20 protein-coding genes and 1 tRNA gene are annotated in these 22,729 nt (G+C 63.6%); 13 read left to right on the forward strand and 8 right to left on the reverse strand.

The window, feature by feature from the left end:
- Positions 1–103: 103 nt before the first annotated feature.
- Positions 104–802, reverse strand: coding sequence for an FKBP-type peptidyl-prolyl cis-trans isomerase N-terminal domain-containing protein (locus XcyCFBP4188_RS09260; RefSeq protein ID WP_104591982.1), 699 nt, complete (start codon positions 800–802; stop codon positions 104–106).
- Between the two features lie 163 nt (positions 803–965).
- Here XcyCFBP4188_RS09260 and XcyCFBP4188_RS09265 point away from each other — a divergent pair, with 163 nt between their 5' ends.
- From XcyCFBP4188_RS09265 to nth, 3 genes are read left to right on the forward strand one after another with little or no spacing between them, the layout of a single operon-like run.
- Entirely contained in the window at positions 966–1,748 is a 783-nt protein-coding gene (locus tag XcyCFBP4188_RS09265; protein WP_104591983.1) for an enoyl-CoA hydratase-related protein, read from the forward strand.
- 10 nt (positions 1,749–1,758) lie between these two features.
- Positions 1,759–2,139: a hypothetical protein gene (locus XcyCFBP4188_RS09270; RefSeq protein WP_043908569.1), complete on the forward strand. Its 381-nt coding sequence runs from the start codon at positions 1,759–1,761 to the stop codon at positions 2,137–2,139.
- Positions 2,136–2,846: an endonuclease III gene (nth, locus tag XcyCFBP4188_RS09275; protein WP_006450299.1), complete on the forward strand. Its 711-nt coding sequence runs from the start codon at positions 2,136–2,138 to the stop codon at positions 2,844–2,846. Before XcyCFBP4188_RS09270 ends, nth begins: the two co-directional genes overlap by 4 nt.
- A gap of 245 nt (positions 2,847–3,091) precedes the next feature.
- On the opposite strand, the gene XcyCFBP4188_RS09280 is transcribed toward nth, so the two are convergent.
- The 3 genes from XcyCFBP4188_RS09280 to XcyCFBP4188_RS09290 form a co-directional block, all read right to left on the reverse strand.
- On the reverse strand, positions 3,092–4,660 hold the full coding sequence (locus XcyCFBP4188_RS09280) for a SulP family inorganic anion transporter (protein WP_043908599.1): 1,569 nt from the start codon (positions 4,658–4,660) through the stop codon (positions 3,092–3,094).
- Positions 4,661–4,671: 11 nt separating this feature from the next.
- Positions 4,672–5,352 (reverse strand): carbonic anhydrase, encoded by a 681-nt coding sequence (locus XcyCFBP4188_RS09285; protein WP_006450301.1) that lies wholly within the window; start codon positions 5,350–5,352, stop codon positions 4,672–4,674.
- Between the two features lie 113 nt (positions 5,353–5,465).
- The gene (locus XcyCFBP4188_RS09290; RefSeq protein ID WP_172839303.1) at positions 5,466–5,786 is read right to left on the reverse strand and encodes a hypothetical protein; all 321 of its coding nucleotides are present in this window, start codon (positions 5,784–5,786) and stop codon (positions 5,466–5,468) included.
- 339 nt (positions 5,787–6,125) lie between these two features.
- On the opposite strand from XcyCFBP4188_RS09290, the gene XcyCFBP4188_RS09295 reads away from it, so the two are divergent.
- The 9 genes from XcyCFBP4188_RS09295 (at position 6,126) to rnt (ending at position 14,835) form a co-directional block, all read left to right on the forward strand.
- Positions 6,126–7,376 carry an OprO/OprP family phosphate-selective porin gene (locus XcyCFBP4188_RS09295; protein WP_006450303.1) on the forward strand — a complete coding sequence of 417 codons (1,251 nt, stop codon included), beginning with the start codon at positions 6,126–6,128 and terminating at the stop codon, positions 7,374–7,376.
- Positions 7,377–7,573: 197 nt separating this feature from the next.
- Positions 7,574–8,593 carry a phosphate ABC transporter substrate-binding protein PstS gene (gene pstS / locus XcyCFBP4188_RS09300; RefSeq protein WP_104591984.1) on the forward strand — a complete coding sequence of 340 codons (1,020 nt, stop codon included), beginning with the start codon at positions 7,574–7,576 and terminating at the stop codon, positions 8,591–8,593.
- 188 nt (positions 8,594–8,781) lie between these two features.
- The gene (pstS, locus tag XcyCFBP4188_RS09305) at positions 8,782–9,876 is read left to right on the forward strand and encodes a phosphate ABC transporter substrate-binding protein PstS (protein WP_006450305.1); all 1,095 of its coding nucleotides are present in this window, start codon (positions 8,782–8,784) and stop codon (positions 9,874–9,876) included.
- Positions 9,877–9,988: 112 nt separating this feature from the next.
- Complete coding sequence (gene pstC / locus XcyCFBP4188_RS09310) at positions 9,989–10,963, forward strand: phosphate ABC transporter permease subunit PstC (protein ID WP_006450306.1); 975 nt, start codon at positions 9,989–9,991, stop codon at positions 10,961–10,963.
- The gene (gene pstA / locus XcyCFBP4188_RS09315; protein WP_006450307.1) at positions 10,963–11,826 is read left to right on the forward strand and encodes a phosphate ABC transporter permease PstA; all 864 of its coding nucleotides are present in this window, start codon (positions 10,963–10,965) and stop codon (positions 11,824–11,826) included. The genes pstC and pstA overlap by 1 nt, the downstream gene beginning before the upstream one ends.
- A gap of 22 nt (positions 11,827–11,848) precedes the next feature.
- Positions 11,849–12,679, forward strand: a complete 831-nt coding sequence (gene pstB, locus XcyCFBP4188_RS09320; protein WP_023903589.1) for a phosphate ABC transporter ATP-binding protein PstB — start codon at positions 11,849–11,851, stop codon at positions 12,677–12,679.
- A gap of 128 nt (positions 12,680–12,807) precedes the next feature.
- The gene (gene phoU, locus XcyCFBP4188_RS09325) at positions 12,808–13,512 is read left to right on the forward strand and encodes a phosphate signaling complex protein PhoU (RefSeq protein ID WP_006450309.1); all 705 of its coding nucleotides are present in this window, start codon (positions 12,808–12,810) and stop codon (positions 13,510–13,512) included.
- Positions 13,513–13,640: 128 nt separating this feature from the next.
- On the forward strand, positions 13,641–14,051 hold the full coding sequence (locus XcyCFBP4188_RS09330) for an RcnB family protein (RefSeq protein WP_043908578.1): 411 nt from the start codon (positions 13,641–13,643) through the stop codon (positions 14,049–14,051).
- 142 nt (positions 14,052–14,193) lie between these two features.
- Entirely contained in the window at positions 14,194–14,835 is a 642-nt protein-coding gene (rnt, locus tag XcyCFBP4188_RS09335; RefSeq protein WP_006450311.1) for a ribonuclease T, read from the forward strand.
- Positions 14,836–15,025: 190 nt separating this feature from the next.
- Here rnt and XcyCFBP4188_RS09340 read toward each other — a convergent pair whose 3' ends face one another.
- The 4 genes from XcyCFBP4188_RS09340 to rnr all read right to left on the reverse strand — a co-directional run bounded on the left by XcyCFBP4188_RS09340 (position 15,026) and on the right by rnr (position 22,461).
- Positions 15,026–18,070 carry a ligand-binding sensor domain-containing diguanylate cyclase gene (locus XcyCFBP4188_RS09340; RefSeq protein ID WP_043908586.1) on the reverse strand — a complete coding sequence of 1,015 codons (3,045 nt, stop codon included), beginning with the start codon at positions 18,068–18,070 and terminating at the stop codon, positions 15,026–15,028.
- Positions 18,071–18,324: 254 nt separating this feature from the next.
- Complete coding sequence (gene rlmB / locus XcyCFBP4188_RS09345; protein ID WP_006450313.1) at positions 18,325–19,074, reverse strand: 23S rRNA (guanosine(2251)-2'-O)-methyltransferase RlmB; 750 nt, start codon at positions 19,072–19,074, stop codon at positions 18,325–18,327.
- A gap of 214 nt (positions 19,075–19,288) precedes the next feature.
- On the reverse strand, positions 19,289–19,762 hold the full coding sequence (locus XcyCFBP4188_RS09350) for a GFA family protein (RefSeq protein WP_006450314.1): 474 nt from the start codon (positions 19,760–19,762) through the stop codon (positions 19,289–19,291).
- A gap of 140 nt (positions 19,763–19,902) precedes the next feature.
- A complete protein-coding gene (gene rnr / locus XcyCFBP4188_RS09355) occupies positions 19,903–22,461 on the reverse strand; it encodes a ribonuclease R (RefSeq protein ID WP_043908602.1) in 2,559 nt (852 codons plus the stop codon).
- 121 nt (positions 22,462–22,582) lie between these two features.
- On the opposite strand from rnr, the gene XcyCFBP4188_RS09360 reads away from it, so the two are divergent.
- A tRNA-Leu gene (locus XcyCFBP4188_RS09360) sits at positions 22,583–22,669 on the forward strand.
- Positions 22,670–22,729: the final 60 nt, after the last annotated feature.

The raw sequence follows: 22,729 nt of genomic DNA on the forward strand, positions 1-22,729 counted from the left end.
TCGTCAAGACCTCCAACCGAATTTTGCGCTCGCGCATGTCCGGTGGACCCAAACGACAACGCCGGCCTGGTGGCCGGCGTTGTCGCAGCAACATCAAACGCAATTACTTGACGCTGACCAGCTTGATCTCGAACTGCACAGCCACGTTCGGCGGGAACGGCGTACGCGGGTCGGCACCGTAGGCCTTCTCCGGCGGCAAGGTCACTTCCCACTTCGAGCCGGCCGGCATCTGAAGCAGCGTATCGCGCATGGCCTGCATCTCGACTTCGCTGACCTTGATGGTCGGAATCTGCTGCGCCGGACGTGCCTTCTCGCGATCGCCGAAGGGGAACGGACCGGCCACTTCCAGCTGCACGGTGCTGGCCTGGGTCGGCTTGGCGCCCTTGCCGGCTTCGATCACGCGGTACTGCACGCCGCTCGGCAGCGTCTGCACGCCAGCGGTGCCCTTGTTCTTGGCCAGGAACTGGTCGCTCTTGGTCTTGTTGGCGGCAGCAGCCTTGTCATACTCGGCCTTGGCCTGCTGGGCACGGCCCTGCTCACGCTTCTGGAACGCCTCGACGGCCGGCTTCAGCTGATCGGCAGTGATCGACGGCTGCTTCTTGGCATAGGCGTCTTGCAGACCCTTCACCACCGCATTGATGTCGAGCTGCTCGCCGCGACCGGTGAGCTCGGCAAGGTTGTTGCCGTAGTCATAGCCGAAGTAGTAGCTCAACTTGCCTTTCTCGGACGTTGTGTCCTGGGCCAGTGCATTGCCCGTCAGGGCCAGGGCCGCCACAGCGACCGCGATAGAACGCAACTTCATCAAACAATTCTCCAGGGTGGTGGCACAGGACGGGTCTGCCGCCTGAGATGACGCGCTAGGATAGCGGCCGCGATACCGAACCGCTACTTATCACGAAAGCTATGACCAGCAAGGCTTTCGGAAGTTCCGTATTTACTAATTTTTTACGTTCGCAAGGATTTCCATGTCCAATCACGTCATTCTGATCGCCGACCACGCCAGTGTACGGACGATCACGGTCAATCGACCGGACAAACTGAACGCCTTGAACCAGGACACGATGCGGGCGCTGGATCAGGCGTTCCAGGATGCCGCCAGCGCAGATGACGTGCGCGTGGTGGTTCTCACCGGCGCGGGCCCGAAAGCCTTCGTGGCCGGCGCGGATATCGCCGAAATGCGCGATCTGTCGGCGATGCAGGGGCGCGAGTTCTCGCTGCTCGGCCAGCAGCTGATGCGCCGGATCGAGCGCATGCCCAAACCGGTGATCGCGATGATCAATGGTTTTGCGCTGGGCGGCGGACTGGAGCTGGCCATGGCCTGCCATCTGCGCATTGCCGCAGCCACTGCACGCCTGGGGCAGCCCGAAATCAATCTCGGCCTGATCCCCGGCTTTGGCGGCACCCAGCGGCTGTTGCGCCTGACCGGTCGTGCTGCTGCGCTGGAACTGTGTCTGCTCGGCCAGCCGATCGATGCAGCACGCGCATTGCAGCTGGGCCTGCTCAACCGCGTGGTCGAGCCGGAGGCGCTGCAGGAAGAAACACTCGCCTTGGCACAACGCCTGGCCGCTGCTGCACCGCTCGCATTGCTCGGCATTCTGGATGCGGTGGTGTTCGGCGGCGAATGCGCGATCGAAGAAGGTCTGCAGCTGGAAACCGCACAATTTGCGCTGTTGTTCGCCAGCGACGACATGCGCGAAGGCACCCGCGCCTTTCTCGAAAAACGCCCCGCACACTTTCTCAATCGCTGATAGATTCGCCATGACGTCTGACCCCATACCGGTATCACGTCCCCTGCCGCTGCAACTATTCGACTGCGTGCAAGCCGACGATCTAGACGGCGCGCTGGCGCTCGGCCTGATGGAGTACCTGCCCGATCCACGCGACGACCTGCTGGATGCGGCCTGCCCGCAGGTGAGCGTGGTATTGCTCGCCGCACAACAGCGCCTGCGTGACGCCTGGGCCGCGCGCGAACGCTACCGCGCACGCGCCGCGCGCCTGCAGCGCCGCGCTGCCGAACGCGATGCTCGCCGCACGCCCGCACCAGCACCCAGCCAACCCGTCGCTGCCGCATTGCCGCCGTTGGCGGCCGCCATCCTGGCGCGCGCCAAGGCCAAGGCCGCAGGTGGAACACAGCCATGAACGCGATCCGCCCCACCCTGCCGGCACGTCGCGGCAGCATCATGCACAAGCCCGAAGTGCAGGAAATGTTCGAGCGCCTGCGCGAACTCAACCCGCACCCGACTACCGAGCTGGAATACACCACCCCGTTCGAGTTATTGATCGCCGTGCTGCTTTCGGCGCAAGCCACCGACGTCGGCGTCAACAAGGCCACCCGCAAGCTGTACCCGGTTGCCAATACGCCGCGCGATATTCTCGATCTCGGCGAAGAAGGCCTGAAGCGCTACATCGCCACCATCGGTCTGTTCAACGCCAAGGCCAAGAACGTCATCGCTACCTGTCGTATTTTGCTCGAGCAATACGCTGGCGAAGTCCCGCACGACCGCGCTGCGCTGGAAGCATTGCCCGGCGTCGGCCGCAAGACCGCGAACGTAGTGCTCAATACCGCATTCGGCGAGCCCACCATGGCGGTGGACACGCATATCTTCCGCGTGGCCAACCGCACCGGACTTGCGCCGGGCAAGGACGTGCGCGTGGTCGAAGACAAACTGGTGAAGGTCATTCCTGCGGAGTTTCTGCACGACGCGCATCACTGGCTCATCCTGCATGGCCGCTACGTCTGCAAGGCACGCAAACCGGATTGCCCGGCCTGTGTGATCCACGACCTGTGCCGCTATCGCGACAAGACCGTGGCGTCTGCCGAGCGGCCAGCACCTTTGCGCAGCTGACGCACTCCCACTCAAACGTGGCTGATCTAGCAAAACCATCGACGACTGCGCAGCGCCCAGTCGCACCAGTTGCATCGTATCGGCACCGCAAACCCAGGCTTTTTACGAATCTCCACTCCCAAATCCCGAATCCCGAATCCCGGCCGAAAAAAAATCGCGACCGGATGATGCGTCTTACGGCGCCATGCATCATCCGGTCACGACAGGGGTCACCCGGCGCGAACGCCGGGCGGTTTGCAGCAGGTTTACGCCGCCTTGGCTTGTTCGACACGCTGTTCGACCAGCACGCTTTCCACCGTTGGCTGACCTTCCACGCGTCGATCCAGCTCGTTCCAGTCCACCACCAACTCGCAGCCGCGCGAGGCCGCATTCCGGCTCCAGTCGCGCAGCAATTCGATGCAGGCGTGGTCGACGTGGTGCAGCTTGGCCACGTCCAGATGCAGTGCGGTATTGGGCGGCACGCTTTCCAGCGTCCGCGCCATCGCCGGCACCTTCAGGAACGTTGCCGAACCCTGCAGGGTCAGATGCATCTCGTCCTTCTTGTGCTCGTGCTCACGCACGTCCACCTTCAGGCGCGAAGAATGCAGGGCCAGACGGAACAGCGACAGACCGAAGCCGATCAGCACGCCGGTCAGCAGGTCGGTCGCCACGATCGCAAAGGTGGTCGCCAGGTAGATCGCCGCGGTGCCACGACCATAGGTCGCCAGCTCCTTGACCTGCCCGATCTTGATCATCTTCACGCCCGTGTAGACCAGGATGCCGGCCAGACACGCCACCGGCGTCATCCGCAACAGCCACGGCAGCAGCATCGCGAACACCAACAGCCAACCGCCATGCAGCACCGTGGACATGCGCGTGGCCGCACCGGCCTGCACGTTGGCCGCACTACGCACGATCACGCCGGTCATCGGCAATGCGCCCAGGAAACCGCACAACATATTGCCCACACCCTGCGCCGCCAGTTCACGGTCGTAGTTGGTGCGTGCGCCCTGATGCATGCGATCCACCGCTGCCGCCGACAGCAAGGTTTCTGCGCTGGCGATGAAGGCAAACGTCACCGCAGACACCAGCAAGGTCGCGTTGAACACGCCGAAGATGTCCGAGATGCTGGGGATGCTGATCGCAGAGAACAGGTTGGTCGGTACATCGACCTTGGCGACGTTCAAACCCTGCAACTGCACTGCAGCCGTGACCGCCACCACCGCGATCAACGCACCCGGCAGGAACCGCAGACGCTGCGGACGCAGCTTGTCCCACGCCAGGATGATGCCGATGGTGGCCAGACCCACGAACAAGGCGGTTCGACCGGTGCCTTCGCTGATCGCCTGCCACAACACGGCCGGCAGTGCAGCGAAGTTTTCCAGACCGCGGGCCTTGGGTGCGGCATCCATCAACACATGCGCCTGCGAGGCCACGATCAGGATGCCGATACCGGACAACATGCCGGCCACCACGGCCGGCGATGTCATGCGGAACCACACGCCTGCACGGCACAGACCGGCGACCAGCTGAATCGCACCGGCCAACAGGATCACCGGCCCGAGCGCGGCGATGCCGTGCTCCCGGACCAACTCGAACACCAACACAGCCAGGCCGGCGGCAGGCCCACTCACCTGCAACGGAGAACCCGCCACAAAGCCAACGACCAGACCACCGATGATGCCGGTGATCAGACCTGCGGCCGGCGGCATGCCGGATGCGATCGCAATGCCCATACACAACGGGAGCGCGACGAGGAAGACAACGACAGACGCCAATAAATCACGCCCGAACAGTCCCTGACGGAAATATCCGCCGATACCTGATGTGTTCATGATGTGCTCCATCAGGCCAGTTCAGCGCGCACGACTTGCTGCAGTCGCGGACGTGGGGTGGCTTCGGGGGTGTTTTCCGCCAACAACGGACGGAAGCCACCCTTCTCGGCATCGAAGGCGCGGATCTCGCCATGGGCGATGTCGTAGATCCAGCCGTGGATACGCAAGGTGCCAGCGGCCAGACGTGCCGCAACCACCGGCTGCGTCCGCAGATGGTCCAGCTGCGAGACCACGTTTTCTTCGGTCATGCAGTCCAGCGCATCCTGACTGTGCGGATCGTGGCCGTGATGGGCGGTGACATGGCGCGCCGAGTCGGTGTGCTTGAGCCACGCCGCCACGGACGGCACATCTTCCAGCGATTCCGGCTTGAGCACTGCCTTCATGGCGCCGCAATCGGTATGGCCGCAGATCACGATATGACGCACACCCAGCACGGCGATGGCGTACTCGATCGCAGCGACAACGCCGCTGACGTGTTGCGAGTAAGGCGGCACGACGTTGCCGATGTTGCGATAGACGAACAATTCGCCAGGTTGGGCGGAGAAGATCAGCTCCGGCATGACGCGCGAATCGGCGCACGTAATGAACAACGTGTGCGGACTCTGGCCACCGGCCAATTCCTGAAAGCGCGCACTCTGGCGCGGATACACTTCCTTACGGAAATGACGAAAACCATCTAGCAAGCTTTGCATGGGAGATACCTCTAGGCAACGGATGGCAATCCACGGCGCAAACCGCGAAGTGCAAAGACGAACAAATCAAATAAGTCCGGTGCGCAGCACCGGTTGACGCGACAAACGAAGGATCAGGCGCGCAGTGCGTTAGGAGGACGCAGTTGCGGAATCAGGTCGCGTTTTTGAGATGCCGGCGCGTAGTGCGCGTACCAAGAGGGAAAATAGCGTGCGACCACCGGCCATGCTTGGGAGAGCAAGGGGATGTCGTCTGCAGAATGGGTATCGACCTGGGTCTGTGCGTCCCCGTCGTCCTGCAAATCTTCGGCTGCGTCACGTTCTTCGCCAGCATCCACCATCACCGCCAAGCCATCGCCCACAAGCGCATCGTGGATGCGATCGTGCGCATTGGCTACCGACCACGCGGTGAGCGCGAGTAGGCAGACCAACAGCAATTGGAGGAATCGAGGAAACATGCCCTCGAAACTAACAATTTAGAACGCGCCTGCGCAAGTGGTGCGACGCACAAAGCGCTTGATTGGTCGGCATTTCACGGCATCGATTCAGGTCGCCATAAGCTTGAGCCCGCCAGCGGCAAGTAAAGAAGCGCTATCGCAACTGTCATAAACCGGCCGTCGTTCAGACTTATGACACACACTGACAAAGTTTAAAAACTCGTAAATCTTTGTCTTTATTGGAAAAAATCAAATTGCGATGCAGTCCGAAGTTGTCACATTAACGCAACTTTCACGCCCTAGCCTGCGCTCACTTTCTCCTCAGGTCGCAAGGCACCCATGAAACTTTCTCCTACCCTGCTTGGCTCGGCCTTGTTGCTGGCGCTGGCCGCGCCCGCTGCGCATGCCGAAATCGCCATCGATGTGATCGGCGGCTCCGAAGTCTCGCTGGAAGGCCTGGTCCAGGCCGACGGCAACTGGTTCCACAACGATGTGCAGGACCTCAATGGCCCGATCGGCGCCAACGGCGACAATTCCGAATTCAGCATCCGTCGCGCCGAGCTGGTGCTCAAGGGCAAGGGCCCGGGCAACTTCGAGTGGGTGGCCGGGTATGACCCGAGCGTGCTGAAGGAAGTCACCATCCGCGGCACCACCATCCGCAGCACCGGGCGTTTCCTCGACAACAACATCAAGTACAAGTTCGCCGGCAACGCCAACAACTACCTGCAGATCGGTCAGTTCAAGCAGCCCAACAGCCTGGAAGAACTCTCCAGTACCAAGAACAACGATTTCGTCTCCAAGGCCGCGGTGACCAATACCTACGGCATCTCGCGCCGGCTGGGCGTGGCCTACGGCATGGGCGACAACAACTGGAGCATCACTGCCAGTGCGTTCGGCCGCGAACTGACCCGTAACCAGGCTCATGGCAGCGGCTACGGCGCGCGCGGCACCTGGGCGCCGATCAACGAAAGCGGAAACGTGCTGCACTTCGGCCTCAGCTATCTGGGCTACGACACCGATGACGACACCCTGCGCCTGCGCGCGCGTCCGGACGCCGACCTGACCACCATCCGCCTGATCGACAGCGGCGCCATCACCAACGTGGACAGCGTGGGTGTGGCCGGTGCCGAGGCGATGTGGATCACCGGCCCGTTCAAGCTGCAGAGCGAATTCTTCCAGGAAAACGCCAAGCGCATCGGCAACAACGCCAACGATTACAAGAGCGATGGCTGGTATGTCAGCGGCGTCTGGAACATCACCGGCGAGACCTGGGGCTACAAGGCCGGCGTGCCGACCACCCCGCTGCCGAACGCGCCGGCCTCCGGCCTGTGGCAGCTGGCGGTGCGCTACGACACGCTGGACCTCAACGACGGCCACCTGGTTTCCAATGGCAGCACCCCGTTCGTGGACGGCGTGCTGGGCGGCAAGATGGATGTGTGGACGATCGGCGCCAACTGGTACTGGCGCTCCAACTTCAAGTTCGCGCTGGACTACGCGAAGGTGGAGAGCACCCGTTACAGCAGCGCCACGCGTGGCCTGGTCGACGACAACCCGTCGATCATCGAGGCACGTGCGCAGTTCTATTGGTAAGTGAGCAACGGTTCGGCCGCCGCGGCGTTCTTGGCTGAGCGCGCGGCGGCGGCAACCGCCTTCGCCACACCCGGCAAAGCGCGTCAGCGCAACGCCGTCATGGTCATGTCATCTCTCCGACATCGCGCGGTCATGCCCCTGCCCTGCAATGGCATGCACGCGGGACGTCCTTATCCCTTCGCTACAGGAGCTGTTCCGTGATCCACTCTTTGAAGACCCGTCTGGCCGTGGGCGTGCTTGCCGCCTCGCTGGCGCTGTGCGCCCAGGCCGCCGATGTCACCGGCGCCGGTGCGTCGTTTATTTACCCGGTGATGTCCAAGTGGTCGGCCGACTACAACGCGGCCACCAAGAAGCAGGTCAACTACCAATCGATCGGTTCGGGCGGCGGCATTGCCCAGATCAAGGCGGCCAGTGTGGACTTCGGCTCGTCCGATGCGCCGCTCAAGCCGGAAGAACTGGCAGCGGCCAGTCTGGCGCAGTTCCCGGCGGTGATCGGCGGCGTGGTGCCGGTGGTCAACGTGGCGGGCATCGCACCCGGTGCGCTCAAGCTGGATGGCAAGACCCTGGGCGACATCTTCATTGGCAAGGTCAGCACCTGGAACGATCCGGCCATCGCCGCGCTCAACCCGGGCATGAAGCTGCCCGAGGGCAAGATCACCGTGGTGCATCGCTCGGACGGTTCGGGCACCAGCTTCAACTTCACCAACTACCTGTCCAAGGTCAACCCGGACTGGAAGAGCAAGGTCGGTGAAGGCACCGCGGTACAGTGGCCGACCGGCATCGGCGGCAAGGGCAATGAGGGCGTGGCCGCCTACGTCAAGCAGATCAAGGGCGGCATCGGCTATGTCGAGCTGTCGTATGCGCTGCAGAACAAGATGGCCTATACCGCGATGAAGAACGCTGCCGGCAAGTTCGTGCAGCCGTCCGATGAGACCTTCGCCGCCGCTGCCAACAGCGCCGACTGGGCCAACAGCAAGGACTTCTATCTGGTGATGACCAACGCCGCCGGCGACAACGCCTGGCCGATCACCGCCACCAACTTCATCCTGGTTCAGAAAAAGCCCAAGAGCCCGGAAGGCCTCAAGAACACGCTGGACTTCTTCCGTTGGGTCTACAGCAAGGGCGATGCCCAGGCCAAGCAGCTGGACTACGTGCCGCTGCCGGACAGCCTGGTGACCCAGATCGAAGGCTACTGGGCCAAGAATCTGCCCAAGTAAAGAGAGAGCCATAGCAACAGGAACGACGCCGTCTCTCTCCCCGGCGTCGGCACCGGGACGCGGCCCTTTCGGGGTCGCGTCTTTTTTGTGATGCCTTCGCCAGGAGGCACTGTCATGCGTGTGTAACAAAAACATCATTTCATAGCGTCGCCTGCCGGACACCCGGCCAATCCAGCCTCGGAGCTTCCATGAAACTGCAGTCGGCCAGCCTGACCGCCCTGTCTCTCACCATCGCCCTCGCCCTGGCCGCGTGTTCGCCCGGCGGCAAGGATGCGCAGTCCGGCGACACCGCCAAGGGCGCTCCCAGCGCAGGCGCCACCGCCGGGGACAGCAAGATCGCTGAAATCTCCGGCGCCGGTGCCTCCTTCATCTACCCGCTGGTGTCCAAGTGGTCGGCCGATTACAACGCCGCCACCGGCAACAAGGTCAATTACCAATCGATCGGCTCCGGCGGCGGTATTGCGCAGATCAAGGCCGGCACGGTGGACTTCGGTTCGACCGACAAGCCGCTGGACAGCGCCGAGCTTGCCCAGGCAGGTCTGGGCCAGTTCCCGTCGGCGATCGGCGGCGTGGTGCCGGTGATCAATCTGGAAGGCATCGCCCCGGGCAAGCTGCGTCTGACCGGCGCGCTGCTGGGCGACATCTTTCTGGGCAAGGTCACGATGTGGAACGACGCGGCGATTGTCGCGGCCAACCCGGGCGTGACCCTGCCGGCGACCAAGATCAACCTGGTGCATCGCTCTGATGGCTCGGGCACCACCTTCAACTTCTCCAACTACCTGTCCAAGGTCAGCCCGGAGTGGAAGAGCAAGGTCGGCGAAGGCACCTCCGTGCAGTGGCCGGGCGGCGTCGGCGGCAAGGGCAATGAAGGTGTTGCCTCGTACGTGCAGCAGATCAAGGGTTCGATCGGCTATGTCGAACTGGCCTATGCCCTGCAGAACAAGATGCCCTACGCCTCGCTGCAGAATGCAGCCGGCCAGTGGGTGGAGCCGAATGCGGAAAGCTTCGCCGCCGCGGCCGCCAGCGCCGACTGGGCCAATGCCAAGGACTTCAATCTGGTGATCACCAATGCACCGGGCGAGAAGGCCTGGCCGATCACCGCCACCAACTTCATGCTGATGCACAAGCAGCCCAAGGATGCGGTGCGCAGCAAGGCGACGCTGGAGTTCTTCAAGTGGGCGCTGGAAAACGGCCAGACCCAGGCCAGCGAACTGCATTACGTGCCGCTGCCGCCGGAGCTGGTGAAGCAGATCCAGGCCTACTGGGCCAGCGAGTTCAAGTGATGCCCTGCACCCGCTGTTGTGGCGGGTTGCGCTGCGGTGAGGTGCCTGCGGGCGCCTCGCCGTTCCTGTTGTCTCACGCTCCCGCGATTGCGCGGGTGACGAGTCCAATCGAATGAATGCCACCGCCATTCCCGAAGCGATGACCGCACCACGCGGCCGCGATCTGCGCGATGCGCGTGCCGATCGTCTGTTCAAGCTTGCGCTGGCCGCCACGGTCGTTTTCGTCCTGCTGGCGCTCGGCAGCGCCGCGCTGTCGATGCTGTGGGGCGGACGCCATGCCTTGCAGATGCAGGGCCTGAGCTTTTTCTATTCCGCCGACTGGAATCCGGTGGAAAACAAATACGGTGCACTGGCGCCGATCTACGGCACCCTGGTCACCGCGTTGATCGCGATGGTGATTGCGGTGCCGGTGAGTTTCGGCATCGCATTCTTCCTCACCGAAGTGGCGCCGCGCTGGTTGCGCGGTCCGGTGGGTACCGCGATCGAATTGCTGGCCGGCATCCCGTCGATCATCTATGGCATGTGGGGCCTGTTCGTGCTGGTGCCGGTGATGACCGAGCACGTGACGCCCTGGCTCAACGATCACCTGGGCACGCTGCCGTTGATCGGCCCGTTGTTTCAGGGCCCGCCGCTGGGGATCGGGTTGCTGACCGCAGGCTTCGTGCTGGCGATCATGGTGATTCCGTTTATCTCTTCGGTGATGCGCGAAGTGTTTCTCACCGTGCCCACGCGTTTGAAGGAATCAGCCTATGCGCTGGGATCGACCAAGTGGGAAGTCAGCTGGGACATCGTGCTGCCCTATACCCGCTCCGCCGTGATCGGCGGTGTGTTCCTGGGCCTGGGCCGTGCGCTGGGCGAAACCATGGCGGTGGCATTCGTGGTCGGCAACACGGTGCGGCTGTCGCCGTCGCTGCTGGAGCCTGGCACCACCATCGCTGCCTTGATCGCCAATGACTTCGGCGAGGCCACCGAAACCTACCGCTCGGCGTTGTTGCTGCTCGGCTTTGTCTTGTTCATCGTGACCTTCATCGTGCTGGCGATTGCGCGCTTCATGCTGATGCAGCTGTCGCGTCGGGAGGGCAACTGATGTCCTCGGTCTCGCAATCCCTCTACAACCGCCGCCGCGTGATCAATGTGGTGGCGCTGCTGCTGTCGTGCGTCACTGCGCTATTCGGCCTGTTCTTCCTGGCCTGGATCCTGTGGACCTTGTTGTCCAAGGGCGTGCCGGGCATCGACCTCAATTTGTTTACCAAGATGACACCGCCGCCGATGCAGGAAGGTGGTTTGCTCAACGCCTTCTTCGGCAGTGCGGTGATGTGCGGCCTGGCGCTGGCGATCGGCACCCCGCTCGGCATTGCCGCCGGTACCTGGCTGGCCGAATACGGCAATGCGCGCAAGACCGGTTTGGTGGTGCGTTTCGTCAACGACATCCTGTTGTCGGCGCCGTCGATCGTGTTGGGCCTGTTCGTCTACACGCTGTACGTGATGCAGACCGGCGGGCGCTTCTCGGCGTTTGCCGGTGCGTTGTCGCTGGCCTTCATCGTGCTGCCGGTGGTGGTGCGGACCACCGACGAAATGTTGCGTCTGGTGCCGGCGCAGATGCGCGAAGCGGCGTTGTCGCTCGGCATCCCGCAGTGGAAGGTCACCGTGCAGGTGCTGTATCGCGCCGCCTCGGCCGGCATTCTCACCGGCATCCTGCTGGCGCTGGCACGCATCAGCGGCGAGACCGCGCCACTGCTGTTCACCGCCTTCGGCAATCAATACTGGAACAGCAATATCTTTCAGCCGATGGCCAGCGTGCCGGTGATCATGAATCAGTTCGCCGGCAGCCCCTACGAGACCTGGCAGACCCTGGCCTGGTCCGGCGCACTGGTACTGACCGCGTTCGTGTTGTTGGTGAGCCTGGGCGCACGCGCGCTGCTATTGCGCAACAAGATTTCCAATGACTGACCTTTCCTTCCGGACACCCGACATGAACGATCTCCAAAACGCCAAGCCGATGCATCGCATCGCTGTTCCGGCCGCCAAGGGGGCGCCGACGGCGCAGGCGCCGGTGAAGGTGGCCGCACGCAATCTGGATTTCTATTACGACAAGTACCACGCGCTCAAGAGCATCAACATCGAGATTCCGGAAAAGCGCGTCACTGCGCTGATCGGGCCTTCGGGTTGCGGCAAGTCGACCTTGCTGCGCATCTTCAATCGCATCTATGCGCTGTATCCGAAGATGGAAGCGCGCGGCGAAGTGCTGCTGGACGGTGAAAACATCCTCTCGCCCAAGTACCCGATGAACCGGCTGCGCAGCAAGGTCGGCATGGTGTTTCAGAAGCCGGTGCCGTTTCCGATGACGATCTTCGAAAACGTCGCCTACGGCATTCGCCACCACGAAAAACTGTCCAAGGCCGACATGCAGAACCGTGTCGAGCAGGCGCTGCGTCAAGGTGCGCTGTGGGACGAGGTCAAGGACAAGCTGGGGCAAAGCGCACTGGGTCTGTCCGGTGGTCAGCAGCAGCGGCTGTGCATCGCACGTGCGGTGGCACTGCGACCGGATGTGTTGTTGCTGGACGAACCGACCTCGGCGCTGGATCCGATTTCCACCAGCCGCATCGAGCAGCTGGTGGAAGAACTCAAGCGCGAATACACCATCGTGATCGTGACCCACAACATGCAGCAGGCCGCGCGCGTGTCCGACTACACCGCTTTCATGTATCTGGGCGACCTGATCGAACACGACCGCACCGAAACGATCTTTTCCCAGCCGTCCAAGCAGCAAACCGAGGATTACATCACCGGTCGTTTCGGCTGATGTAGCGCCAGACATCGCAACGCCGCATTGACGCAGCTCCGTCGCACCGCCCGGCACGACATCAACATCACGTGCGATGTCGCCAAGGTGACGGCGGACATCCACCACTGCCACGAATCGAGATCACGATGAACCAGCACCTCAACGACCATATCGTCAAAAGCTACGACGAGGAGCAGCACCGTCTTGTCGCCGAGATCGTGCGCATGGGCGACACGGCGGTGGCGCAGCTGGAAGCCGCGCTGGATGTGGTTGAGCGTCGCGACGACAACGCCGCACATCGCATCGTGGTCAACGACGAAGCGATCGATGCGCTGGAGCATGCGATCAGTCACGACGTGATGCGCCTGGCGTTGCGCGGTCCGATGGCGCGCGACCTGCGCGAGATCCTGGCCGGCCTGCGTATTCCTGCCGACATCGAACGCATCGGCGATTACGCGGCCAACGTCGCCAAGCGCTCGATCGCGCTCAACTCCGCACCGCCGCTGCCACAGACCGTGGGCCTGCGTGCGCTGGGCCAGATGGCCGCGCATGCCGTGCGCGAAGCCGTGCAGGCCTATCGCAACAAGGATGCCGATGCGGCGATTCGCGTACGCGATGAAGATGCACGCCTGGACGCGCAGTACACCGCGCTGTTTCGCGAATTGCTGACCTACATGATGGAGGACCCGCGCAACATCACTCCCTGCACGCATCTGCTGTTCATGGCCAAGAATCTGGAGCGCATCGGCGACCACGCCACCAACATCGCCGAGAACGTGTGGTTCCTGGTGCATGGCGAGCAGCCGCTGCCGCCGCGAGTGAAGAGCGACGACACTACTCGCGTGATCTGATTCAAGACGCCGACGGCCTCCGCCGACAGCCCAGGAATAGGCCGCAGCGCTTTATTTCATTACGTATTCAGCTAATCAAGCCTAGGGTGAAATCACACAGGCCGTTCCTGTGACGCAGGAGTACGCAGATGAAACGCATCATTGGATCTCTCATGGCTTTGTCGCTGCTGACCTCCGCTGCAGCGTTCGCTGCGCCTCAGCAACACGATGACCGCGATCATGATCGCGACCGCGCTGCGCAGCGTCACGATGATCGCGGCAACGACCGCCACGACGACCATCGTAATGACAGGCACGACGACAAGCGCGACGATCGCCGCAGCACCCATAACGACGATCACCGCAACGACCGCCGCGGCCCGCCGTACCGGCGCGGCGAGCGCCTGGCGCCGGACCATCGCGGCAATCGCGTCGCCGATTACCACAAGCATCATCTGAACAAGCCGCCGCGCGGGCACGAATGGCGCCAGGTGGACAACACCTACGTGCTGATTGCAGTAGCCACCGGCCTGATCGCAAGCGTGGTCGCCGGCCGCTAACGCGGATTCTTGAACGCGTCGTCAAGCAGGCCCGATCCGTGGCAACACGGGTCGGGCTTTTGTTTGCCGCAGCGCTTTGCCCACAGGGCATGTGCGGCCGGCACACGGCCACGATCGAGCACGGCGTGCGACCTGCTAGGCTATGCCGATGAACGAACCGGTCGACCTGCAGCCTGCTTCCTCCTTTTTGCCCATGTCGCGGCGCTTTCGCGGCTATCTGCCCGTGGTGGTGGATGTGGAAACCGGTGGATTCGACTGGAACAAACATGCGCTGCTGGAAATCGCCTGCGTGCCGATCGAAATGGATGCCGAAGGTCGCTTTTTTCCGGGCGACACCGCCAGCGCACATCTGGTGCCGGCGCCGGGCCTGGAGATCGACCCGAAGTCGCTGGAAATCACCGGCATCGTGCTCGACCACCCGTTCCGCTTCGCCAAGCAGGAGAAAGACGCGCTGGATCATGTGTTCGCACCAGTGCGTGCAGCGGTGAAGAAGTACGGCTGCCAGCGCGCGATCCTGGTCGGCCACAACGCGCATTTCGATCTGAACTTCCTCAACGCCGCAGTCGCGCGCGTTGGCCACAAACGCAATCCGTTCCATCCGTTCAGCGTGTTCGACACCGTGACCTTGGCCGGTGTGGCGTACGGGCAGACCGTGCTGGCGCGCGCGGCGCAAGCTGCGGGCCTGGACTGGAATGCGGCCGATGCGCATAGCGCGGTGTACGACACCGAGCAGACTGCGCGGTTGTTTTGCAAGATTGCCAATGCCTGGCCGGGGCCTGTTTGAGCTGGGATTGGGGATTCGCAAAAGCATGGGGTGCCTCTGCTTGAAAAATTTGCATTTGGCGGCGCCATTGCGTGCGGCCTTACCCTCATCCGCCCCTGCGGGGCACCTTCTCCCGTAGGAGAAGGGAATCGCTAGTTAGCTCGCTTTTGCGAATCCCTAATCCCTAATCCCCAATCCCGATACCCAGCGCCTAGCCCACGCAGATCCGATCGCGCCCTGCACTCTTGGCTTCGTACAAGGCATGGTCGGCGCGTTGCATCAGTGATGAGCCGGTGTCGTCATCGCGCAGCTCGGCCACGCCGGCACTAAAGGTCACTTGCAGGCCGTCCACGCCGCCCCAGTCTTGACGCGCATGGAACAGCGCGCGGATACGCAGGCATAGCGCCTGCGCCTCTTCCAGCGAAGTGTCGGCGAGCAGCAGGGCGAATTCTTCGCCGCCCAGCCGGGCCGGCAGATCCGAGGCACGTGCAGCGGCAATCAGCAGCACACCCACTTCGTGCAGCACCGCATCGCCACTGGCATGCGAGTAATGGTCGTTGATGCGCTTGAAGTGATCGATATCCAGAATCGCCAGTACCAGCGAGCGCCCACTGCGGCGTGCGCGACTGATGTCGCGCGCCAGCGCTTCGTCGAAGTGGCGACGATTGGGGAGCCCGGTCAGTGCGTCTTCGTGCGCCTGGCGCTCGAACACGTCGGACTTGATGCGTAGCCGCGTCAGCAGCTCGCTCTTTTCCTGGTTGGCCTGCAGCAGGCGCTGCGCCTGCAATTGCAGATCTTCGGTGCGTTTGCGCACCAGTTCGGCCAGGCGCGCGTTGTGGGTCTTGTAGCGATGCAACAGCAACCGGTACAACAAGGCGAGCGCAAGCAGCGCAGCGAGCACTGCCGCAAAACGCACGTCGTGGCGTTGCCACCACAGCGGCAAGACCTCGAACGCCCACATCGCCTCGTGCGGACTCCACGCACCGCCAGGGTGCCGGGCCGCCACGTACAAACGATAGCGCCCGGGCGGCAATCCGATGAATTCCACGCTGCGCTGTCGGCCACGTTCGGTCCAGTCGTTGTCCAGGCCTTCCAGGCGGGTGCGGTACTCGATCCGCTCCGGCAACAGAAAACTCATGCCGACGTAGGACACGTTCAAGCGATGCCCGCCGGGCAGCTTTGCCTGCTGCCGCCAGGCCAGCGGGCGGCCATCCTGCTGCACGCTCTCGATCAATGCAGGCGGCGCGCGGCGCTCGCGAAAGCGCTGCAACCGCGATGGATCGACCGTACTGATGCCGCCTGCAGTGACCACCCACAACGAGCCGTCGGCGCGCGCGATCATGCTCGGGCTGGAACTGCCATTGGCCTGCGCGTTGCCCATGCCATCGATCTCGCCATAACGTTCGACGGTGAGCTGGCCGCGTCCATCGGCGACCGCGTCGAGCGTGCCGAGTTCGGTGCGCAGGACGCCGCGATTGCTGCTGATCCACGCGTTGCCGAGGCGGTCGTTGACCAGCTGGAACACCGTATCCACCGGCATGCCCTGCTCCAGGCCCACGCGTGCGAGCGCGCCCTGGCGCACCCGATACAGGCCGCGGTCGGTCGAGATCCAGACAGCGTTGCCGATGCTCTGAAAACCGAACACGCTGCGGGCCCCGCCAAGTCGCTCCAATCCCAACTGCTGCAGCTTGCCGTTGCGCAGCACTGAGGCGCCATCGACCGACCCGATCCACAGCGCACCATTGATGCGCGCCAGCGCGGTCACCACACCGTCGGGCAGGCCGTCGATCGTCAACGCCACTCGCTTGCCGTCCACCAACTTCACCACGCCGCGCTGCGTGGCCAGCCACACCACTGCGTGGTCGGCGGCGTGGTCGTCGATCACAATGGCGCGGATATGCCCGCTGGGAATGCCCTCGGCCTCGCCGTAGTGCCGCAGCACGCGTCCGTCGCGCAGGACGAAGACGCCATCGGCATAGGTGCCCACCCACAGGTCGCCGTGCCGATCCAGCGCCAGGCTCAGCACCGAGAGCTTGCGTCCGGAGGGAGTGGCAACCGGCACCGGCACGATGCTCCCGTCCGGCAGCATGCGATCCAGGCCTGCGGTGCTGGCGATCCACAGACTGCCGTCGCGGTCTTCCAGCACCGCGCGGGCGTAGTCCCCGCTCAAGCCATCGCGCTGGCTGTAGCTGCTGAACAAGGTTTCGCGCAGCCGGAACAGGCCACCATTGGCACCGACCCAGATGCTGCCTTCGGCATCCTCGCGCAGGCTGACGATGCGCCCGGTCGGCAGGCTGCGCCCGGCCGGTAGATGCTCTACACCGTGGCTGCCGATGCGCAGCAGCCCCTGGTTTTCGCTGCCCAGCCACAGGTCGCCATGGCGATCCTGCAACATCGCGGTGAAGTGTCCCTGCCCCGGCACGCGATGCACCAGCTCGGCGTGCTCGCCCTGCAGGCGATACAACTGCTCGCCCGCGACGACCCACAGCGTGCCGTCCGGGGCGCGATACGGCCATGCCAGGCCGGGCGACAGGCCGAACGCCGCAGGCGCGCGATGCATGTGTCCATCCAGTTCGCGGTAGATCAACCCGTCGAGCGTGCCGATCAGCAACCGCCCCTGGTCGTCAAACAGCATGCGTGGAAAGCTGCTCTGCAGCGGCACGCCATCGCGCGGGGGGAAATACTCGAAGCGCCCATCCGGCCACAGGCAACCAAGCCCGTGCCCTTCGAACAACAACCACATGCGACCTTGCGCATCCATGGTCATGGCGTGGATCAGCGCTTGCGGCCATTGCCCTCGTCGCTCCCAGCGCCGCCATTGCCCATCGGCGCTGTGACGTACCAGATTGCCGCGTGCATCGCTCAGCCACAGTGCGCCGTCGCGATCGACATACAACGCACCGACGCCGTTATCGGGCAAGCCCGGGCGCGTGCTGCGATCGATCACGCTGAATTCCAGCCCGTTGTAGCGCACCAGGCCTTCCCAGGTGGCGAACCACAGGTAGCCGTCGTGGGTCTGGGCGATATCGCGCAGCGAGTTGTGCGGCAATCCGTTGCGCGAACTCCAGCTGTCGATCGCGTAGTCGCGCAATTGCGCCGTTGCAGCGGGTGCGGCAGCCGCGGCGAACGCGCATAACGCCAGCAGCAGGCAGGCACCGGCATTGAGCCAGCGCTGCCACTGTCTATCTCCTCGTGCCGGCGCCCTGACGGCGCACGTGCTCTGGCCTGTACGACAGGCGCCCACCCCATGATTCATCGGACACAACACGCCGTTTGCTGACGATATGGTAGGCAATAACGCATGCGCGCGTCGGTAATCGATAGGCGTGTTGTCGAAAGTGCTGATGCACAAGCGTTGCGTCTTCGCTCGGCAACACATCGCGATCAACATCTGCGCAATCGTGCGCGCAACTGCGCGATTGTTGCGGGTACATGCGATGCGTGCGTGTTGAACGAGACGGCTTCGGGCTGGCGATCAATCCGCGCGCATATCTCTAGGCGCGAATGCGATTACGCGCCCAGGCGCTGGCGCACGGCTTCGAACAAGGTCACACCAGCCGCCACCGACACGTTGAGGCTTTCGATATCGCCAGGCATCGGAATCTTGACCAGGCCATCGCAATGCTCGCGCGTGAGCCGGCGCAGGCCATCGGCCTCACCACCGAGCACCAGCCCGACATTGCCGCGCAGGTCCACGCTGTACAACGACGCCTCGGCTTCGCCGGCCAGGCCGTACAGCCACACGCCCTGCTTCTGCAGATCGCGTAGGCACCGCGCCAGATTGGTCACCGCCACCACCGGAATCCGGTCGGCCGCACCGGCCGAGGTCTTGCGCACGGTGGCATTGACGGTGGCCGACTTGTCCTTGGGAATCACCACCGCAGTGACGCTGGCGGCGGCAGCGCTGCGCAGGCAGGCGCCGAGATTGTGCGGGTCCTGCACGCCATCCAGGATCAGCAACAGCGCACGTCCTTCGGCGGCCGTCACCAGGGCTTCGAGCTCGTTTTCTGCCCACAGCCGCGCCGCTGCGTACCGCGCGACCACGCCCTGGTGGCGGACCTGCCCACCCACACCGTCGAGCGCCTGCGTGTTGACGCGACGCACCTCGATGCCCTTGCGGCGCGCCTGCTCTTCGATCTCGGTCAGGCGCGGATTCTTGCTACCGGCCTCGATCAACACCTCGCGCACGTTGTCGGCGTCGTTCTCGACCGACGAGGCAACGGCGTTGACGCCGACGATCCACTGATTCTGCTTGCTCATTGCGCGGGCATACGAAGAGATAAAGGGGAATGGTAGGGCCTGCGGCCTGCCACGTCACGGCCGGGGCGCGGATGGAGGTGCCGACGAGGAGCTCGCGGTGGAGCGGATCGCGATGAGCCAAGATCACGCTCGCACCGTGGTGATGCTGCCGACACCTACGCTCGCTGGCCGCCGCGAACCGGTGCGAGGTGCGCTCATGCCTGCGGGCGCGAACTCACACCGGCCACTGCTCGGTATCGTGATCCGGATGCTGCCTTGACACGAGGTCGGCCAGAAACGCCAATGCAGCCACATCGTCCTCGGTGGTACGCGCCGGCAGATCACCCAACGCATCGATGAAGGGCAGCTTGCGCTCCACACCGTACTGGATCAGCGGTGGCAACCGTTCGGGCGTATCGAACGCACCGGCAGCAATCGCGATGCCATCGGGTGCTTCATAGGTCAGCGGCGTCCCGCATTCGGCGCAGAATCCACGCGACACCAGCGAGGAAGAAGCGAAGCGTTTCGGCTCGCCACGTGTCCAGCTGAACTCGGTGCCGCGCACGGAGACCAACGGCGCGTAATAGGCACCGAAGGCTTTCTGACACATGCGGCAATGGCAGATCGAGGCGTCCATAAGCCTGCCGCGCACGCGGAAACGCACCGCGCCGCATTGGCAGCCACCGCTGTACTCGAGTGCTGCGTCCATCGTTGCCTCAGCGCTGTTGAACACGGATGACCGGAGATCGTTGCGAGCTTGTGCTCGCAAGGACCTGTAGCGTCATATCTTGCGATCCGCACGCATCGCGAGCCGCCGCCAGGCAGCGACTCGCGATGGTGTCGTCGCGCTTAGTACTGCTTTTTCTTGCGCTTGGCCGGCTTCTCGCGCTGCGGCAACGGCGCTTCGGGCGCTGCGCCATCTTCGGCCAGACGGAAGTCGATCTTGCGCTCTTCCATGCTCGCCTTGAGCACCAGCACCCGCACCGGGTCGCCCAGGCGGAACGCGCGGCCGCGGCGCTCGCCGCTGAGCGTCTTGCGGATCGGGTCGAACTGATAATAGTCCTGCGGCAACTGGGTGACATGTACCAGGCCGTTGACCTTGGATTCGTTCAACTCGACGAACAGGCCGAAGCCGGTCACACCGCTGATCACGCCATCGAACTGGCCGCCGACATGCTTTTCCATCCACGCGGCGCGATAACGCTCGTCGACCTCGCGCTCGGCTTCGTCGGCACGCCGTCCGCGCTCGGAGCACTGCAGCGACAATGCCGACATCTGGCGCGGGGTATAGATATATTTTTCCGGGCTGGCGCCGGTCAAGGCATGCTTGATTGCGCGGTGCACCAGCAGATCCGGGTAACGCCGGATCGGCGAGGTGAAGTGCGCATACGCTTCCAACGCCAGACCGAAGTGACCGTTGTTGTCGGGCGAGTACACCGCAAGGCTCTGGCTGCGCAGCAACACCGATTCCAGCAACGCGGCGTCGGGGCGCGCACGCACCTTCTTCAGCAGCTTGGTGTAATCGCCAGGGCGCACCTTGCTCCAGGCCGGCAGGCTCAGCTGGAATTCCTTGAGGAACTCCAGCAGGTCTTCGAACTTGCTCTCCGGCGGCCGCTCGTGCACGCGGTACGGCGCCGGCACATGCATGCTCAGCAGATAACGCGCGGCCTCGACGTTGGCGGCGATCATGCATTCTTCGATCAGCTTGTGCGCATCGTTACGCACCAGCATGCCGGCCTGAGTGACTTCGCCGGTGTTGTCGAGCACGAAGCGCACTTCGGAGGTCTCGAACTCGATCGCGCCGCGATGCGTGCGCGCCTTCGACAGCACGTTGTAGAGCTGATGCAGACGCTGCACCTGCGGCAGCAACGGGCCGATAAAGGCCTTGGTGTCGGCATCGTCTTCGCCAACCGCCTTCCACACTTGGTTGTAGGTCAGACGCGCGTGCGAGTTCATCACCGCTTCGTAGAAGCGCGAGCCGGTGACTTCGCCATCGCGGCCCACCTGCATGTCGCAGACGAAGCACATGCGGTCGACCTTGGGCATCAGCGAGCAGATGCCGTTGGACAGCGTCTCCGGCAGCATCGGCACCACGAACCCCGGGAAATACACCGAGGTGGCGCGCTTCTGCGCTTCGTCGTCCAGCGGCGTGCCCGGACGCACATAGTTGGAAACGTCAGCAATTGCCACCACCAGACGGAAGCCGTCGGCGTTGGGTTCGCAATACACCGCGTCGTCGAAATCCTTGGCGTCTTCGCCATCGATGGTGACCAGCGGCATCTGCCGCAGGTCCACACGCCCACCGATCATCTGCGGCTCGACCACTAGCGGCACCGCGGCCGCTTCGTCGAGCACTTCCTGCGAGAACTCGTGCGGCAGCTCGTGGCCGTGGATGGCCATTTCCACCACCAGCGACGGGGTCAGCTTGTCGCCGAGCACCGCGATGATCTTGCCGATCGCGGGGCGACGCGCATCCGGCGGCGCGATCAGCTCGCACACCACCAACTGCCCTTCGCGCGCTTCACCGATGCCGTCCGGTGCGATCTGCACATTGCGTTGCACGCGCTTGTCGTCGGGGTCGACGTAGGCCACGCCATGCTCGTAGAAGAAACGCCCGAGCATGCGCGACATGCGGCGTTCGAGCACGCGTGCAATCGCACCTTCGCGACGGCCGCGGCGGTCGATACCGGTGACGTTGGCCAGCGCACGATCGCCGTGCATGACCTTGCGCATTTCGTACGGCGGCAGAAACAGGTCGTCGCCGCCTTCGTCCGGCTTGAGGAAGCCGAAGCCTTCCGGATTGGCGATCACCACGCCGGCGATCAGGCTGGTCTGCTGCACCGGTGCGTAGCCGCCGCGGCGGTTCTGCACCAGCTGCGCTTCGCGCACCATCGCGGACAGGCGCTTGCCCAACGCGTCGATGCGGTCGCTCAGATGCAGTTGTTCGGCGATTTCTTCGGCGGTCTGCGGGCCGTCGCAGGCTTCGAGCAGCTGCAGGATGGCCTCGCGACTGGCGATCGGCTCGGCGTAGCGCAGTGCTTCGCGATCGGCGTGCGGATCCTTGAATTCAGCGGCGGCAGCAGGAGAAGCAGTGACAGCTGCTGCAGGCTGGACGGACTGCAGGCGTTCCGGAGGCGGCGCAGGCGGGCCGCTCTTGCGCGGATGCGGTGCGCGTGGAGCCGGCGGCTCAGGCAGCGGCGGCGCTACTTGCAGCTCCGGCGAGGCTTGCGCGGCTTTATCGGCAGCGCGCTTGTTTGCGGACTTGGTCGAGGCGCCAGCGGCGGCGCGAACCAGAAAGTCAGGCATCCACCCCGGCAACTTCTGTTTTTCGGCGGTGGTGGGCTCGCCAGTGTTGGCGGAATTGCGGCGACTCGGCCGATCGGAATCTGGGGTGTTTTTCTTGGTCATTGCCACCATATTACCCCGTGCAGCCGTGATGTGGGCTGAAAGCCGGCCCGTCCAGGCGTAGATCGCAGCGTTCACCCGTTGACAATCCCGCCAGGAGCCTGCAAAATTCGCGGCTCACCTTGCCCAGGTGGCGGAATTGGTAGACGCACTAGCTTCAGGTGCTAGCGGGGGCAACTTCGTGGAGGTTCGAGTCCTCTTCTGGGCACCAGTTTAAAAAGACCTCCGAGCGATCGGGGGTCTTCTGGTTTCTGGGATCTGAAAATTCTTG

This window comes from Xanthomonas hortorum pv. cynarae (genome assembly GCF_002939985.1).
Taxonomy (GTDB): Bacteria; Pseudomonadota; Gammaproteobacteria; order Xanthomonadales; family Xanthomonadaceae; genus Xanthomonas; species Xanthomonas hortorum_D.

What these genes read in the sequence shown, in the direction of transcription:
- phoU (WP_006450309.1), top strand. Translation starts at nt 12,808, where the DNA reads ATGAACCAGCACCTCAACGACCATATCGTCAAAAGCTACGACGAGGAG.
- pstC (WP_006450306.1), top strand. Translation starts at nt 9,989, where the DNA reads ATGAATGCCACCGCCATTCCCGAAGCGATGACCGCACCACGCGGCCGC.
- rlmB (WP_006450313.1), bottom strand. Translation starts at nt 19,074, where the DNA reads ATGAGCAAGCAGAATCAGTGGATCGTCGGCGTCAACGCCGTTGCCTCG.
- XcyCFBP4188_RS09350 (WP_006450314.1), bottom strand. Translation starts at nt 19,762, where the DNA reads ATGGACGCAGCACTCGAGTACAGCGGTGGCTGCCAATGCGGCGCGGTG.
- XcyCFBP4188_RS09330 (WP_043908578.1), top strand. Translation starts at nt 13,641, where the DNA reads ATGAAACGCATCATTGGATCTCTCATGGCTTTGTCGCTGCTGACCTCC.
- XcyCFBP4188_RS09270 (WP_043908569.1), top strand. Translation starts at nt 1,759, where the DNA reads ATGACGTCTGACCCCATACCGGTATCACGTCCCCTGCCGCTGCAACTA.
- rnt (WP_006450311.1), top strand. Translation starts at nt 14,194, where the DNA reads ATGCCGATGAACGAACCGGTCGACCTGCAGCCTGCTTCCTCCTTTTTG.
- XcyCFBP4188_RS09265 (WP_104591983.1), top strand. Translation starts at nt 966, where the DNA reads ATGTCCAATCACGTCATTCTGATCGCCGACCACGCCAGTGTACGGACG.
- pstS (WP_006450305.1), top strand. Translation starts at nt 8,782, where the DNA reads ATGAAACTGCAGTCGGCCAGCCTGACCGCCCTGTCTCTCACCATCGCC.
- pstB (WP_023903589.1), top strand. Translation starts at nt 11,849, where the DNA reads ATGAACGATCTCCAAAACGCCAAGCCGATGCATCGCATCGCTGTTCCG.
- XcyCFBP4188_RS09340 (WP_043908586.1), bottom strand. Translation starts at nt 18,070, where the DNA reads ATGAATCATGGGGTGGGCGCCTGTCGTACAGGCCAGAGCACGTGCGCC.
- XcyCFBP4188_RS09295 (WP_006450303.1), top strand. Translation starts at nt 6,126, where the DNA reads ATGAAACTTTCTCCTACCCTGCTTGGCTCGGCCTTGTTGCTGGCGCTG.
- nth (WP_006450299.1), top strand. Translation starts at nt 2,136, where the DNA reads ATGAACGCGATCCGCCCCACCCTGCCGGCACGTCGCGGCAGCATCATG.
- XcyCFBP4188_RS09285 (WP_006450301.1), bottom strand. Translation starts at nt 5,352, where the DNA reads ATGCAAAGCTTGCTAGATGGTTTTCGTCATTTCCGTAAGGAAGTGTAT.
- pstA (WP_006450307.1), top strand. Translation starts at nt 10,963, where the DNA reads ATGTCCTCGGTCTCGCAATCCCTCTACAACCGCCGCCGCGTGATCAAT.
- rnr (WP_043908602.1), bottom strand. Translation starts at nt 22,461, where the DNA reads ATGACCAAGAAAAACACCCCAGATTCCGATCGGCCGAGTCGCCGCAAT.
- XcyCFBP4188_RS09280 (WP_043908599.1), bottom strand. Translation starts at nt 4,660, where the DNA reads ATGAACACATCAGGTATCGGCGGATATTTCCGTCAGGGACTGTTCGGG.
- XcyCFBP4188_RS09260 (WP_104591982.1), bottom strand. Translation starts at nt 802, where the DNA reads ATGAAGTTGCGTTCTATCGCGGTCGCTGTGGCGGCCCTGGCCCTGACG.